The sequence below is a fragment of the Geobacillus sp. Y412MC52 genome, from assembly GCF_000174795.2.
Lineage (GTDB): Bacteria > Bacillota > Bacilli > Bacillales > Anoxybacillaceae > Geobacillus > Geobacillus thermoleovorans.
The window spans coordinates 58,893-73,541 of sequence record NC_014915.1 but is presented as its reverse complement, the minus strand read 5'-3'; the positions used below and the strand labels follow the sequence as shown (position 1 = coordinate 73,541).

12 protein-coding genes and 2 tRNA genes are annotated in these 14,649 nt (G+C 52.7%); all 14 read right to left on the bottom strand.

Annotated features, from left to right (window positions below; translation table 11 throughout):
- Positions 1-27: 27 nt before the first annotated feature.
- A complete protein-coding gene (locus GYMC52_RS00380) occupies positions 28-1,002 on the bottom strand; it encodes a serine/threonine protein kinase (protein WP_011229574.1) in 975 nt (324 codons plus the stop codon).
- On the bottom strand, positions 965-1,741 hold the full coding sequence (locus GYMC52_RS00375) for a vWA domain-containing protein (RefSeq protein ID WP_020754013.1): 777 nt from the start codon (positions 1,739-1,741) through the stop codon (positions 965-967). The genes GYMC52_RS00380 and GYMC52_RS00375 overlap by 38 nt, the downstream gene beginning before the upstream one ends.
- 29 nt (positions 1,742-1,770) lie before the next feature.
- Positions 1,771-4,251, bottom strand: a complete 2,481-nt coding sequence (gene spoIIE, locus GYMC52_RS00370) for a stage II sporulation protein E (RefSeq protein ID WP_012820456.1) — start codon at positions 4,249-4,251, stop codon at positions 1,771-1,773.
- A gap of 197 nt (positions 4,252-4,448) precedes the next feature.
- Positions 4,449-4,520: transfer RNA gene (locus tag GYMC52_RS00365), tRNA-Glu, on the bottom strand.
- Positions 4,521-4,532: 12 nt separating this feature from the next.
- Positions 4,533-4,609, bottom strand: a tRNA-Met gene (locus GYMC52_RS00360).
- 173 nt (positions 4,610-4,782) lie between these two features.
- The gene (locus tag GYMC52_RS00355) at positions 4,783-5,181 is read right to left on the bottom strand and encodes a S1 domain-containing RNA-binding protein (RefSeq protein ID WP_012820455.1); all 399 of its coding nucleotides are present in this window, start codon (positions 5,179-5,181) and stop codon (positions 4,783-4,785) included.
- Between the two features lie 118 nt (positions 5,182-5,299).
- The gene (locus GYMC52_RS00350; RefSeq protein ID WP_012820454.1) at positions 5,300-5,671 is read right to left on the bottom strand and encodes an FtsB family cell division protein; all 372 of its coding nucleotides are present in this window, start codon (positions 5,669-5,671) and stop codon (positions 5,300-5,302) included.
- A 16-nt stretch (positions 5,672-5,687) separates the two neighbouring features.
- Entirely contained in the window at positions 5,688-6,320 is a 633-nt protein-coding gene (gene yabQ, locus GYMC52_RS00345; RefSeq protein ID WP_012820453.1) for a spore cortex biosynthesis protein YabQ, read from the bottom strand.
- Positions 6,317-6,622: a sporulation protein YabP gene (yabP, locus tag GYMC52_RS00340; protein WP_012820452.1), complete on the bottom strand. Its 306-nt coding sequence runs from the start codon at positions 6,620-6,622 to the stop codon at positions 6,317-6,319. The genes yabQ and yabP overlap by 4 nt, the downstream gene beginning before the upstream one ends.
- A 122-nt stretch (positions 6,623-6,744) precedes the next feature.
- Positions 6,745-7,026: an RNA-binding S4 domain-containing protein gene (locus GYMC52_RS00335; protein WP_012820451.1), complete on the bottom strand. Its 282-nt coding sequence runs from the start codon at positions 7,024-7,026 to the stop codon at positions 6,745-6,747.
- Between the two features lie 13 nt (positions 7,027-7,039).
- Positions 7,040-8,500, bottom strand: coding sequence for a nucleoside triphosphate pyrophosphohydrolase (gene mazG, locus GYMC52_RS00330; RefSeq protein WP_012820450.1), 1,461 nt, complete (start codon positions 8,498-8,500; stop codon positions 7,040-7,042).
- 6 nt (positions 8,501-8,506) lie between these two features.
- Complete coding sequence (locus GYMC52_RS00325) at positions 8,507-10,057, bottom strand: putative polysaccharide biosynthesis protein (protein ID WP_012820449.1); 1,551 nt, start codon at positions 10,055-10,057, stop codon at positions 8,507-8,509.
- Positions 10,058-10,331: 274 nt separating this feature from the next.
- Positions 10,332-10,868, bottom strand: a complete 537-nt coding sequence (gene spoVT / locus GYMC52_RS00320) for a stage V sporulation protein T (protein WP_011229564.1) — start codon at positions 10,866-10,868, stop codon at positions 10,332-10,334.
- Between the two features lie 208 nt (positions 10,869-11,076).
- Positions 11,077-14,610, bottom strand: a complete 3,534-nt coding sequence (gene mfd, locus GYMC52_RS00315; RefSeq protein ID WP_012820448.1) for a transcription-repair coupling factor — start codon at positions 14,608-14,610, stop codon at positions 11,077-11,079.
- Positions 14,611-14,649 lie beyond the last annotated feature (39 nt).

Below are 14,649 nucleotides of genomic sequence, written 5' to 3'. Positions count from 1 at the left end.
CACGTCCGCCCTGTTTTCTCAAAAAAATTACATCGCCAGCTGCCAATATATATAAAAGGCATAGGCGCCCAGCAATGCGGCGGCGATGACCACCGTTTCGACAATCCCTCTCGCTTGGCGGCGCCGTTTCACCTGCCGCCCCGACCGACGGCTTGGCACTGCCTTTCTTTCGTTTTCCGCCGATGTATGGCGGGAAGAGGCGGCCAATAAGTCGCGACGCATATCGGCCGCCTTTCGATATCGGCCGTCAAGCGCCTTTTGCAGCACCTCCTTGTATCGGGTTAAAAAGCGGTCCGTTTCGATGATGGACAACAGCTGCGCCCGACCGTCACCCTTTTTCTCAATCGGCCCCGGGCAGCAAGAAGAAATCATCACCATCGCCGCCGCAAACAAGTCGTAAGATGGCTCCGCTTTGCGCGATCCAAGCCCCCAATAGCCGCGGTCATACAGCTCAGTAAACTCTTTTACCGCCCTTCCTTGCAGCGTCGTCCCGCCCACATCAAGCAACCGAACCGACGGCGGCGACCCGGTAACGATCAAATTATCCGGCTTTAAGTCCCCAAATACCCATCCTTCTTGATGAAGCCGATCAAGCACCGACAACAGCTGCATCACGAGCACGGGCGCCCATTCTTTTCCACGGCGGCGGATGAAAGCAGCGAAATTCTCCCCTTCAATATACTCCATCACATAAAACGGGATCGTCTCCCGCGCAAACGGGCTTTGCCAGTCATCGGCTTCCAGCAAAGAAGGCCCGAGGGCGGCTCCCTGGACCTTAGCAAAACGGCGCAATATATTCATTTCCGATGCCAATGACGCATAGTCATCGCTCAACTTGACGGCGACGCGAGTCCGGCCGTTCTCCGCCAAATAGACGACGCCGTTCGCCCCGCTGCCAAGCCGCCGCAGCAGCCGGTAGGAACGGCCGTGCCATTTCCCAGTGATGACCGTACCAGGCGGCAAATTACAAAGACGATTCTTCGATGTATGGCTCATCGCCATCGCCGATCCAGCTCCTTAACGACCGTTTACGCTCAAAATAGGCGATTGCCTCACGCAGCGCCGGTCCGGTCGGCGTCAGCCCGCCCGACGCCAATTTCGGAAAGATGGTGGACAACTCTTCAATCCTTGGCGTCCAGTCGATCATTTTTTCGGCGTGCGCCCGTTTTCCCGGGAAGATGAACACCGAAAAGCGGTTTTCGCCCATGCGCGCATTTAAGCTGAGCGATAAATCGATGAGCGCCTCTTTGACGGTCGGCAGTTTTGTTTTCATGCTCCCGCTCGTATCGATCAAAATGAGCACATCAAGGGCAACCGTTTCCCCGAGTTCATCGACGACTTCCATCACTTGGCCGCGCTTGTCCGGCGGCAAGTCCTCAAGCGAAACGTCAGAACCAAAGATTTGTTTCAACTCGCGATTGACGAGCCCTTGCAACGTCTGAGTCATCGCTTGGCGCGTCACCATTTGCACGGTTTGCGACAGCTGTTTCGCGTACACGACTTGGCTCATCCCGCCGCCAGCCGCGGCGATCGCTTCAATTTCCCGCCGTCCGTTTTCATCCATCGCACCTTGATCCAAGATGCCGATCACGTTCACCGTAATGCCTTGCTCACGGGCTAGCGCCGCCATGGCGGCTGGGTCCTCACCATGGTTGGAGCAGCCATCGGTAATGAGCAAAATTTGCCGCAACGTTCCCTTTCGCACGTTCGTTCCCCTCCTTGGCGAATGTATTACCATCATCGCCGCAGGGGAACGTTTTTATACGCTAGCTATTGCGCCTTTTTCATATACATGTATGCCGGAATCGTCGCCCATTTCGGCGTATTGTGCCGAACTTTGGCGACAACGACGGTCATATCGTCTTCAATCTCGCCGCCGCATTGGCGAATCACTTCTTCCATGATCAAATCGGCGACTTCCTGCGGGTCGTTCGTCTTTAATTCTTGAATTTTCCGCTTCATCCAAACATCATGGTTTTCGACGTTCATCGGCCCTTCAAACACACCATCGCTCATCATAATGAGCAAGTCGCCCGATTTCAGCTGCTCGGTGACAACGTCAAATTCCACTTCTTTAATGATGCCCATCGGCAAGTTGCTCGCTTCCACTTTCATCACCTTGTCACCGCGCTTAATAAAGCTTGGCGTCGATCCGATTTTCAAAAACTTCGTCGCTGCGTTTTGCAAGTCGATGATGGCCAAATCCAGCGTCGCATACATGTCTTCTGTCGTCCGCAATGCCAAAATCGAATTGATCGATTTGATGGCAATCGACTCGTCCATTCCCGTCTGCAAAATCTTTTGCAACAGGCGCAGCGTCTCGCGGCTTTCGTCATGCGCCCGCTCCCCATTGCCCATGCCATCGCTGATGGCAACGGCGTACTTGCCGGTAGCAAGTTCAATCGTTGCATAACTGTCGCCAGAAATGAACCCCCCTCCTTTGGCGGCAAACGCGACGCCCGTTTCGACGACGAACGCTTTCGTCGAGCCGAAGGCGACGCGGCAGTAGCCGTTCGGGTAGGCGGCGCACTCTTCGCGCTTGACGACGATCGTCTCTCCTAAAATATCTGACAGCATCGGCGCGATCAGTTTTTCGCACTCACCCCGCCCTTCGCAGTAAGGAATGCTCATTTCAATATCGATATTTCCTTTTTCCAAACTGTAAATGTCGACATGGCCCACTTCGATGCCAAACTCTTGCAGCGCATGGTAAATTTGTTCTTCCTGCAAATAATGGTTTTCCTGTTCTTTCTGCATTTCTTTGGCGAAATCGTCCATCACTTGCGAAACGCCCAACAGCTGTTCAGCGACAAGCTTCCGGCTTTCGTGGATTTGCCGTTTGAGCTTGCGGTTTGCTTGATAAGCAACCATCTCTTTTTCAATCGCGTCGACGACTTTGCCGGCCTTGACGCAATACCGCTCCCACTCGCGCAGCAACTGATGGTTTTGCGACAATGTTTTTTCGTCCGCCTCGCCCATCATTTGCTTCATGTACGCATAGGTTGTACGAAAGTTGTCCGCCCAGCATTGCGTCTTCTTAAAGCACGTTTGGCACGTTTTTTCCGTGATGTCGCTCAAAAAATAGTCGACTTCACGGTCGCTGTATTCATTGGCATCCGGAAGCGGTTCGGGCGAAAAGCTTTCCGCCAGCGCCTGAAAGACGTTGGAAAACTGCGAGACGCGTTGCACCGTCATATCGCGGATTTTCCGGACGTATTGTTGTTGCTCATTGATATATTCTGCCGTGCCGGGAATGTATTTGGCGATTTTCTCCGTCAGTGAACGGGATGTACCAAAAAACAGCATAATTGCGATGCCGGATTCAAGCAACGTCGGCACAAGCTCACTCTTCCCTTCGCCGTATAAACCAAGCAACAGCGTCGCGACGAGGAGGCCGAACGCCACCCCAAGTTTTTTCCCTTCCCTCAGCAACCCGCCAAGCAGCCCGGCGAAAGCAAGCAAACTCATTTCCGACAAGTTGCCGACATTTGCCAAGCTCAGTACAAGCCCGGTGACAACGCCGACGGTGGAGCCGGTCGCGGCCCCGGCGACAAACGCGAACAACAAAACGAGGTAGCGCGACATCACATGCTCAAGCGACAAACCGTACACAGCCCAACCGATCATCCCGGTCAACATCGAGGCGAGCAAAATGATCAACGAAATGATCTCTTCCGCTCGCAACGCATGTTTATGCTTCTGCACTGTCAACAACGGGATGCTTTGCATAAAAATCAAGGTCAATACAAGCGACAGCCCGGCTTCGACGACCGCCATGGCGGCGCCGTAGACCGATCGCTCTCCGAGCCAATAATAGGAGATCAGCCATTTGGCGGAAAGAGACAGCACAAACACAACAAATGGAACGATTTTCAGTGACTCACTGATCACCCTCCGCACCCATCCGTAAATAAAGAGAAAGCCAAAAATGGAAATGCCGACAAACAGCGCCACATCAAGCGACAGCGTCAAAGCACCGGCCAACAGCGAGATCAACGCAAAAGCGGCCTTGTCGCGGCGCAGCATATAGACCGAAACGAAAAATGGCAAAGCGAACGGGGTCAGCTTCGATAAAATCAACGCTCGTCCAAGCAAAAAGCCGACAAGAAGAAGCAAAAAGCCTTGATGGATGAACAGATGACCAAGGCGCAGCTTCACATGGCGCATCCAGCGCGACACCGTTGCTTGCGTGTCATGAATCGGCACTTCCGAAATGCTGCGGCGCACCGTCCCTCTTTCTACTCTTTCCATTCCCGATCCTCTCCTTTACCTTTCTATTACCCCCTATTATATAGCTTGAATTGTCAGAAATTTGTCAAAACCACAGAGAAAAATAAAAAATCGTTCGACGTTTTCCACGGCAAAACGCGGTCAACAGGCTTGTTCCGACAGAAAGAGACAAAAAAGAAAAACGAGCATGTCGCTTGATGGCGCATGCTCGTTTGCGATGACCCGTACGGGATTCGAACCCGTGTTACCGCCGTGAAAGGGCGGTGTCTTAACCACTTGACCAACGGGCCATTTTTGATTGTTGGTGGCGGTGGAGGGGATCGAACCCCCGACCTCACGGGTATGAACCGTACGCTCTAGCCAGCTGAGCTACACCGCCGTGTGACAACAGTTTATATCATAACGGAGGAGATGACGATTGTCAATACATATAGGCGGAAAATGCAGAGGGGAAATATATCCTCTTATTCCATACAGAAACAAAAAAGCATCCATAGCGACGGATGCTTGTTTCCTAATTTGTCATCCTTCAAACAATCTTTCAGCAGCAAGTTACCCTCGTCTCGCTCCACGACCTCCCCGCTTCGACTCCGTATGACGGCGCAGCGATGCCAATCGGTCTTCACTCTCTTTTAAGAATCGGCTGATTTTGTGTTCTAAGCTGTCCGCCGCGGAGCGGTCGTTTGTCCGATGGCGCGGCCGCTGCGAAGAAGGCGTGTCTTTTGCTTTGCGAATGGACAGGCCAATTTTTCCATCTTGACCGACGTTGATGACTTTGACATACACCATATCGCCGACTTTCAGATGATCGTTGATGTCTTTGACATAGTTATCGGCTACCTCGCTAATGTGAACGAGTCCTGTGACCCCCTCCGGCAGCTCCACAAACGCCCCAAATTTCGTAATGCCCGTGACCTTGCCTTGTAACTTGCTGCCTACTTCAATCGACATAAAAAAAGTGCTCCTCCTTAAAACGCTTTAAAGATGGTGTTTTTTTTATTATAGCGAATGAAAAAAATGCGTGTCAATATGACGAATGCCCATAGAAAACGGGCATTCGCAGGCAAAATTATTTTTCCGGCAAGACGAAAATAATTTCTCCATCTTTCGATAAGTAATATTTTTTCCGCGCCAGCTCGGCGATATAGTCATCATCATGCAACTTTTTCATTTCCTCTTTCAGTTGCTTTTCCTTCCGTTTAAGCTCCGCAAGCTGCTCTTTCAGCTTTTGCTGTTCCGCCGTTTTTGCATCGATCGCCTTCGCTTGCGAGTGCAAGGTGTAGACAAGAGCGGAGGCGAACATCGCAAACAACAACGACCAGACAACCAAACGGACAGCGACAGCCCGCCGTCTTCTCGCCGCCTTCTGCTTTTTCTCCTCATGCTCAGCTATGTACGTCGACGACAGCTTCGTCACATTCGTTCTCCGGGGCACGTTCATCGCGTTTACACCTCTTTTACTCGCGCCATTTCGCAAACCACATGCTTATTTTCTCTTTTGTATTCTTGATTTGTCCAGCAAATCCTTTTAAACGTCGAAAAAATTTTTCCACCCCGGCTCGTCTTTGCGGCGGCACCCGCCGCCAAATCATGATGCCCGTCCAACGCAGCGGAGCAAGCAAAAGGCGGATCATCTTCCAAACAGCCAGCAGCACAAACCGAACGATCCACAACAAAAGCCGCCAAGCGAACAATAGAAGTGCCAGCGCCATTTGCCCAAGGAGGATGAGCGGGCGCATGACCATGAGGCGGAACAGCTGAACGAGCGTCTGTCCGAGTCTTACCGCCAGCCCAATGAACCACTCGAGCACCCGAACATAAAAGGAGCGGAGCAAGCTTTGATAAGCGGCATATCCGCATAAAAGCGCGAGAAACAAATAAAAGCGAAGCTCGCCTTCATTGACGAAAAGAAGCACATAAAACACGATGAGCGCCTGCACCGCCCAAAACAGCACGTCATTCACAAAGACGAGCCAGTGCGCCCGCTCATGCCGTTTCAACATCCGGCTGTACGTATCCCACGCCAGGCCAAGCCAGCCGCCCATGCCAATCATCGCCAGCATGGTGTACAGCTGTATGCTGACATTCATTTGAACAACTTGCTAAAGAATCCTTTAGCCTTCTCCTGATGGTCATCTAAATAAACGAGGTCGAAAATGCGCCCTTTAATCGAAACAACGCCTTTGTCGACATCTAAGTTTTTCATCTGCAAGTTTTGTCCGCGGATGGCCAAAAAGCCCATGACCGTCTCAAGCAAAAACTCCTCGTTGTCAAAGCTCTCGACTTGTTTCACCCCGGTGATGTCAAGAAGGCGCCGGCCGCGCATGATCACATCATGTTCCTGGACCGGACCTTTGTTCGTGCTTCCGCCAAATTCATCGTGTCGACTCATGTTCATCCCCCGCATTTCCATTTAGTATAGAAAACCGGCAAGGCCAACCGCCTTTTCTCATCCGTTGTTTGTACCATATGTATGTCAGCGGGGGATGGTTTAGAACAAGCCTGCAGGACAAATTAGACGTCGTCTTGTTCCGGCGCCGGGGTGGTCCGTTCTTCGCGGATCAATTCGTACAGCCCGGTTGCCTCCTCTTTTTTCGTTGTTTCTTTTAGATCCGTCACTTTTACCGTTACCCGCTTTTGCCCAAATTGAATCGTCAATTCATCGCCGACTTTCACATCGGAGCTCGCTTTGGCGACATGGCCGTTGATCCACACTCTCCCTTGATCGGCGATTTCCTTCGCCAACGTGCGGCGTTTGATGAGGCGGGACACTTTTAAAAATTTATCAAGGCGCATTGCATGATCCCCCTTACCGTTCGTTTTCTTTGGCTTCTTCCCAAAAACGATCGAGTTCGGCAAGCGAAAACGAGGTGATCGATCGGCCGCTTTTTCGCACTTGTTCCTCGATATAAGCGAAACGGCGGGCAAATTTGTCGTTGGCCATTTGCAGCGCTTCTTCCGGTTGAATCCCGTAATAACGGGCAAGGTTGATGAGCGCGAACAATAGATCGCCAAACTCGCCGACAAGCCGATCGCGACGGCCGCCGGACGTTTCGGCTCGAAACTCGGCCATTTCTTCTTCGACTTTTTGCCATATCGGCGCGGCATCATCCCAGTCAAACCCGACTTTCGCCGCTCGTTTCTGCAGCTCGTACGCCCGCATCGTCCCCGGCAGACTTTTCGGAATGTCGGCAAGAATCGATTCCGAAAGCCCGCCTCCTTTTTCTTTCTCCTTGATCTTCTCCCAGTTGGCAACGACTTGTTCGGCCGTCTCGGCCGTGACATCGCCAAACACATGCGGGTGGCGTCGGATCATTTTCGCCGTCAGCGTGCGGATGACGTCGTCGATCGAAAACAACCCTCGGTCGGCGCCGATTTGCGCATGGAGCATCACTTGCAGCAATACGTCGCCAAGCTCCTCGACCATATGATCATCGTCACCCTCGTCAATCGCCTCGAGCAGCTCATACGCCTCCTCAAGCAAATAGCGCTTCAGCGACGCATGCGTCTGCTTCCGATCCCATGGACAGCCGTTCGGCCCTCTCAGCGTGGCGATGACGCGGCGCAGCGTCTCAAACCGGTGGTAAAGCAACGGCTCGTCCTTCACCGGCGGCACATAGACGCTTGTCAAGTTGTCAAGCCCCGTCTCGCGGTCCAACTCATAAAGCGGCACGCGCTTTACTTGCTCGTCCTTCGTGCCTGCCGCGGTGACAATGTAGATCGGGTAATCGTCGGGAAGCTGCTCCATCAAAGAAAGCTTCACGTTCGAGGCCACAAACGAATCGTACACTTGACAAAAAACAGCATGCAGTGAAGGCGACCATTCTTCTCCTCGAAAAGTCGTCGCATCAAGCAACTGAAACCCTTCAATTGGATCGATGCGCACCGCCGTAAACAGCGCATCCAAAAAGCTTTGACCACCTTCGATAACGATTCGGCAGACGCCGCGCCGCTCAGCTTCGAAAAGAAGCTGCACCGTCCGCTCGGCAACAAGCGGATGGCCGGGAACAGCGTAAAACACATCGCCGCGCTTCGCCTGTTCCGTCAATTGATCGACGATGTCAGCGTACACATCAGCAAACTGCTCGTGTTTTTCATACACTTCATCAAATGACGTAAACGCAATCCCTTCCTCCGTAAGCCATTTGACCACCGGGTGTTCTTTCGTCCGCAAAAAGAGCGGGTGCGCCCGCTTTAGCTTTCGGTACACACCGATCGGCAGCTGTTTTACATCTCCGGCGCCGAGGCCGAACACATAAATCGTATTCATCGCCGATCACCTGCCTCCTAATCGTAGACGGAATTTATTAGCCAATGGGAGAGCTGCCAACTCCTGTTCAGAAAAAACATGTCCTTTCACAATACACGCAAGGTAAACGACAGCACCGATGGCAACGCCGCCAAGCGCCTCGGCAGCCGCCCATAGCCGCCCCTCGCTCGAGCTGTCCATCAGCCACCTATACCCATGCAAGACGACGGCCATCATAGCGGCCGCTTTCACGGTTGGGTACATGTATTTCCGGCCCGCCGTCCGATATTCACGCGGCAAAAAGGCGCATAAAAAGCCTGCCATGAGCGCATAAGCACCCGTCGTCGCCGCGGCGGCGCCAAGCGCTCCAAACCGCGGAGCAAGCCAATGCATAAGCGCGGCCTTCCCCGCCACTGCCAACGCCACGCCGGCAGCGGCCGTCCATTCCCTCCCCATTCCTTGCAATAATGCAGAGGCGGTCAACGCGATCGTCGTAAAAAAGACAGAGGAGGACAAGACGGCGAGAACCGACGAACCGTAGTCATTCTCGAACAACATCGCATTGATCGGTCGAATGAGGCAAATGAGCCCTAACGAAGCACCAAGCCCAATGACAACGGCAAGCCGGATGGACAGCGCTCCATAGGCGAAAACGGCACCTTGGCGGCGCGCTCCGGAAAGAAGTGGAACAAGCGCCAATGAAAACGACGTGCCGACGACCGTGCCGAGCTGAATGAGCGGCTGACCGCGGTCGTACACTCCTTTTAGCCGCTGCACCTCATCGAGCCTTGCCCCCGCTTCCTGTAGAAGCGGAACGAATAAAAATGAATCGACGAGTGGAATCAGCGTCAACGCCATATTCGTCAAGCAAATGACCGTCCCCTCCGTCAATAAACGCCGGCCCACCTGTCGATCCCAAGCTGGCGGCGTGCGGCCCGACGTTTTTAGCCGCCGACGCCGGGACAGGAAGAAAAGCAAAATGAAAAGCGCCGCCGCCATGCCTACTAGCGTCCCTGCGACCGCTGCCATGCCGCAAGCATAGACGTCGGCGCCGCGCTGCACCGCTCCATACGACAGCCCTAAAATCGCCGTCACCCGGACGAATTGCTCGCCAACTTGGGACGCCGCCGTCGGCGTCATATCATGCCGCCCTTGGAAATAGCCACGCAACAACGCGATGGGCGGAAACAGCAAAAACGAAAATGAAAGCAAACGCACGAGCGGCGTAAGCCGTCCATCGCCCATCGCCGAGGCAATCACCCCCGCCCCTAGATACAGCGAAGCAAACAGGATGACGCCAAGGACGCTTAACACCAACAAGGCGACGCGCACACTAGCGGCAGCGCCCGCTTCATCCTGTCCCGCCAACCGCTCGGCGACAAGCTTCGAGACGGCAACCGGGTAGCCGGTCAGCGAGAGTGCGACGACGATGCCATAAATCGGGTACACTTGTTGGTAAATATAAAAACCAATGTCCCCGACCATATTTTGATACGGAACACGGTACAAAGCGCTTAATAGTTTCGCGGCCAAAGCGGCGGCCGTTAAGATCGCCGCCCCTTTCCATACGTTTCCCATCCAGTTTCTCCCCTCGCATAGACAACCCACTCAACCTAGACGCCGGAGGGCGATAGAAGCCGCCAAGCGCCATGATGGCTACGCTCGATATTATAGCGCAACTTCCGCCTGTTGGACAAAGGTGATGGTCAACTCGCACGGCTTCATACGCTGTTCCGCAAGCCAGGCGGACGAAAAAAGCAGGATGTGGAAGCGATTCCGGGATTCAAGGCATCTCGCCCCCATTTGTCGGGCGGAAAAAAAGGCAGCCTGTGAAGCTGCCTTGTTGTTTCGCCTATTGTTCCATTTGTCGAGCCAAAAAGCTGGCGGCTGTTTCTACTGCTTTATGCTCCACTTCACCAAGCGTTTTCTCGCGCGATAAAATGATGACTGCTCCGATCGGATCGCCGTTGGCGACAATCGGGCCGATCGTATACGACTTCAACGTTTCCGTCATCCCGTCAACGAGCTCGACTTCCCCTTCCTCCGTATGGAGGATGGAATTGCGGTCTTCCATGGCTTTTTCCACCAACGGGCTGACGCTTTTGTTCATATACTCTTTTTTCGAAACGCCGGCGACAGCGATGTATACATCGCGGTCGCAAATGAGCACAGGCTGGCCGAGGCTGTCAAACAGCGCTTCGGCGTACTCTTTGGCAAAGTCGCCTAATTCACTGATCGGCGAATATTTTTTCAAAATGACTTCTCCATCGCGGTCAACAAATATTTCGAGCGGATCTCCTTCGCGAATGCGCAACGTTCTGCGAATTTCCTTCGGAATGACAACTCTCCCTAAATCATCAATGCGACGAACAATACCGGTTGCTTTCATGCCTTGTATACCCTCACTTTCATCTAGGATTTGAAGGATACTCCGATGAACCCTTGCAATGGGGAATTCACCATTGTTGTCATTAGTATCCTTCACAATCCACGTTCTATACGTGATGAAAGTGATTTTGGCCATTTTAGATAAAATTGCCCATCCTTCATTATCGCCACATGCAGGAAACGATAAACATCATAAAACTTTTTCTTGATTATGCCGTCACCGACTTCTCTTTTTCCACCCCGGACAGCCGCCGCAGCGTCTCCTCTAAAATCATCAGCCACTCGTGCGGCTTCATGTCCTTGATATAGAGCACAATTTTCAGCTTCGCTCCGTCCATGCCAAACCCGAATAAGCGGCCATGCCGGCGTCCGATGTCAGATAGACGCTGGATTTCCACCGTTTTCGATGCCTGTTCAGTAAACAAGATGTCAATTTGCTGCTTATGTTGCTTCATCGATTCGACGCCAAGCTGCTTGGCCAACACCTTCAACTCAGCAATTTGGAACAAATACGCAACTTCATCTGGATAATCGCCGAAGCGGTCGACCATTTCCTCACGCAGCGCCTCAACGTCTTCGAGCGTCTCCACTGCCTTAAATCGCTTGTACATCTCGATCTTTTGCAACTCGTCTGCAATGTATGTGCTCGGAATATAGGCGTCGACTTCGACATCGATGACGACATCCGGCTGCTCGTCTTCTCGCTTGATGCCGCGCCGTTTCTCGATCGCTTCTTTCAACATTTGCGAATACAAATCGAATCCGACCGAGTCGATAAAGCCGTGCTGTTCGGCGCCGAGAATGTTGCCCGCGCCGCGGATCGACAAATCGCGCATGGCAATTTTAAAACCAGAGCCGAGCTCGGTAAACTCTTTAATGGCTTGCAGCCGCTTTTCTGCCGCTTCATTGAGCACTTTATCTTTCCGATAGGTGAAATACGCATAAGCGACGCGGTTGGAGCGGCCGACGCGCCCGCGCAGCTGGTACAGCTGCGACAATCCCATCCGGTCGGCGTCATAGACGATGAGCGTGTTGACATTCGGAATATCGATGCCCGTTTCAATGATCGTCGTCGTCACCAGCACATCGTATTGCCCTTCCAAAAACGCCAAAATCGTCGATTCGAGCTCCGTTTCCGACATGCGGCCATGCACGTAAGTGACGCGCGCTTCCGGGACAAGCTGTGCGATTTCTTCCGCTTTCAAATCGATGTCTTCAATATGGTTGTAAAGGAAAAACACCTGCCCGTCGCGGGCGAGCTCACGTTCAATCGCCTCTTTGACGAGTTCGGGCGTATATTCCATGACATACGTTTGCACCGGGAATCGGTTTTCAGGCGGCGTCTCGATGATCGACAAATCGCGCACGCCAATCATCGACATATGCAACGTACGCGGAATCGGCGTCGCCGTTAAGGTGAGCACGTCGATGTTCGCCTTCAGCTGCTTGATTTTTTCTTTATGCGCCACGCCAAACCGTTGCTCCTCGTCGATAATGAGCAAGCCTAAATCTTTAAACTTCACGTCTTTCGACAGCAGCCGATGCGTTCCGATGACCATATCGATCGTCCCATCTTTTAGCCCTTTGATGATCTCGGCTTGTTGCTTTTTCGTCCGGAAGCGGTTCAACAGTCCGACGTTGATTGGGAACCCTTGAAACCGTTCGCGCACCGTTTCGTAATGCTGTTGGGCTAGGATCGTCGTCGGCACAAGAAAGGCCACTTGTTTGCCGTCCATAATGGCTTTAAACGCCGCCCGCAACGCCACTTCCGTCTTCCCGTAGCCGACGTCGCCGCAAAGGAGGCGGTCCATCGGTTTGTCGCTCTCCATATCACGCTTAATTTCCTCAATCGACCGAAGCTGATCTTCCGTCTCTTGATACGGAAACGCCGCTTCAAATTCGCGCTGCATCTCGGTGTCCGGCGAAAACGCATATCCTTTGCTTGCCTCACGCTCGGCGTACAGCTTGATTAAATCTTCAGCAATATCCTGGACGGATGATTCCACTTTCTTTTTGACCTTTTTCCATTCCGAACCGCCGAGTTTATAAATTTTTGGTTCTTTCCCTTCCGAGCCGACGTATTTTTGCACTTGATCGATTTGGTCGACCGGAACATACAGCGTATCGCCGCCTTGGTACTGGATATGAATATAGTCTTTATGCACCCCGTTGATTTCTAACGTCTCGATGCCTAAATATTTCCCGATGCCATGGTTGACATGGACGACGTAGTCGCCGACTTGCAATTCGGCGTAGCTTTTGATCCGCTCGGCGTTGGACAGCTTTTGCCGGCGCACCGGGCGTTTGACCCGTTTTTTGAACAGCTCTTCTTCTGTGATGACGGCAATTTTTTGCAACGGCAATTCAAACCCGGTATTTAAATCTCCTTCAAGGAGCTGGCATTTGCCATGCAGCAAAGCCGCATCGCGCGCGAGCGGCAGCGCGTCAATCTCATAATCTTGAAGCAATGATTGCAGCTTTTTCACCCGCTCTGCATTCGGCGCCAAAAAGACGACCGCATAGTTTGCCTTTTCCCACCGCTCGACTTCGGATTGAAGAAGCGCCATTTGCCCATGGAAGTTTTGCATCTGTTTGCACGTAATATTGACGACGTTTTGTGGGTGGGCATACGGAACATGGCGCAAAAACAACGATAAGTATACCCGCTGGAATCGATGTTTTTGCAATAATTCAGAAAACGAATGCGAAAGCGGCACGCCATGAATCATTTTCCCGCCGTCAAGCAAACTCGTATACCATTCCGCCTCTTCGCGGTCCAACCGTTCCGCCGCCTCTTGCAGCCGGCTCATTTCATCCATGAGCAGCACGCCGTCTTCTGGCAGGTAATCTAGCAAACTCGCAACCTTTTCATAAAAAAGGGACATATATTTATATTGTTGCTCGATTTCCTGCCCCTCGCGCAATTGCTCAAGCTCAGCGTGAATATGTTCATACATCCGCTGTTTGGCGGCCTCATCTTTCATCGTTTCCAAACTCGACGCAAGCCCCGCTTCAATCCGCTCGATTCCTCGGCGCCGCGTCTCGCCATCGAGAATGATTTCATCGGCCGGCCCGATCATGATGCGCTCGATTTGCCCTTGCGAACGTTGGTCGTCAGGAGTGAACGTCCGAATCGATTCGATTTCCGTATCAAACAGCTCGATGCGGTACGGAAGCTCAGCGGTCAATGGATAAATGTCGATGATGCCGCCGCGGACGCTGAACTCTCCAGGGGCGGAAACGGTGCCGACCCGTTTGTACCCCATTTGCACAAACTTCTGTTTACAACGTTCTACATCGAACTCTTGTCCAACGAAGAAGGTGAACAAATACTGCTTCCAAAGCGACGGCGGCGGCAACAAACGCCGCAAGCCGGCGACCGGGCAGACGACAACTCCTTTTCCGCCTTGCGCCCAATGGTTCATAATCTCTAGGCGCTGTGCCTTCAGCTCCGGGCTGGCGACCGCCATCTCAGCGGCGATCACTTCGTTCACTGAATAAAGGAACACGTCTTCCGGCCCGAGCAACGAAACGAGATCGTCATACATTTTTTGCGCCTGAAACAAATTGTGAGACACGACTAACAGCGGCCGGCCTGTCTCCTTGTAAAGCGTGGAAATAAAAACAGACCGGGCCGATCCGGACAGCCCGGCGACAAGCTGTTCCTTCAAACGGACATGGAGCCCTTCAATGATCGTACGGACATCTTGGTTTTCAGCTAAATAGCGATGCAACGAAAGCACCCCTATTCTCCCTCCTCTCAACGCCAGTTTCTTTCCGTC

Bases quoted from the DNA above. Each gene is read 5' to 3' on its own strand.
- GYMC52_RS00380 (WP_011229574.1), bottom strand. From the start codon at position 1,002: ATGGCGATGAGCCATACATCGAAGAATCGTCTTTGTAATTTGCCGCCT.
- GYMC52_RS00375 (WP_020754013.1), bottom strand. From the start codon at position 1,741: ATGATGGTAATACATTCGCCAAGGAGGGGAACGAACGTGCGAAAGGGA.
- spoIIE (WP_012820456.1), bottom strand. From the start codon at position 4,251: ATGGAAAGAGTAGAAAGAGGGACGGTGCGCCGCAGCATTTCGGAAGTG.
- GYMC52_RS00355 (WP_012820455.1), bottom strand. From the start codon at position 5,181: ATGTCGATTGAAGTAGGCAGCAAGTTACAAGGCAAGGTCACGGGCATT.
- GYMC52_RS00350 (WP_012820454.1), bottom strand. From the start codon at position 5,671: ATGAACGTGCCCCGGAGAACGAATGTGACGAAGCTGTCGTCGACGTAC.
- yabQ (WP_012820453.1), bottom strand. From the start codon at position 6,320: ATGAATGTCAGCATACAGCTGTACACCATGCTGGCGATGATTGGCATG.
- yabP (WP_012820452.1), bottom strand. From the start codon at position 6,622: ATGAGTCGACACGATGAATTTGGCGGAAGCACGAACAAAGGTCCGGTC.
- GYMC52_RS00335 (WP_012820451.1), bottom strand. From the start codon at position 7,026: ATGCGCCTTGATAAATTTTTAAAAGTGTCCCGCCTCATCAAACGCCGC.
- mazG (WP_012820450.1), bottom strand. From the start codon at position 8,500: ATGAATACGATTTATGTGTTCGGCCTCGGCGCCGGAGATGTAAAACAG.
- GYMC52_RS00325 (WP_012820449.1), bottom strand. From the start codon at position 10,057: ATGGGAAACGTATGGAAAGGGGCGGCGATCTTAACGGCCGCCGCTTTG.
- spoVT (WP_011229564.1), bottom strand. From the start codon at position 10,868: ATGAAAGCAACCGGTATTGTTCGTCGCATTGATGATTTAGGGAGAGTT.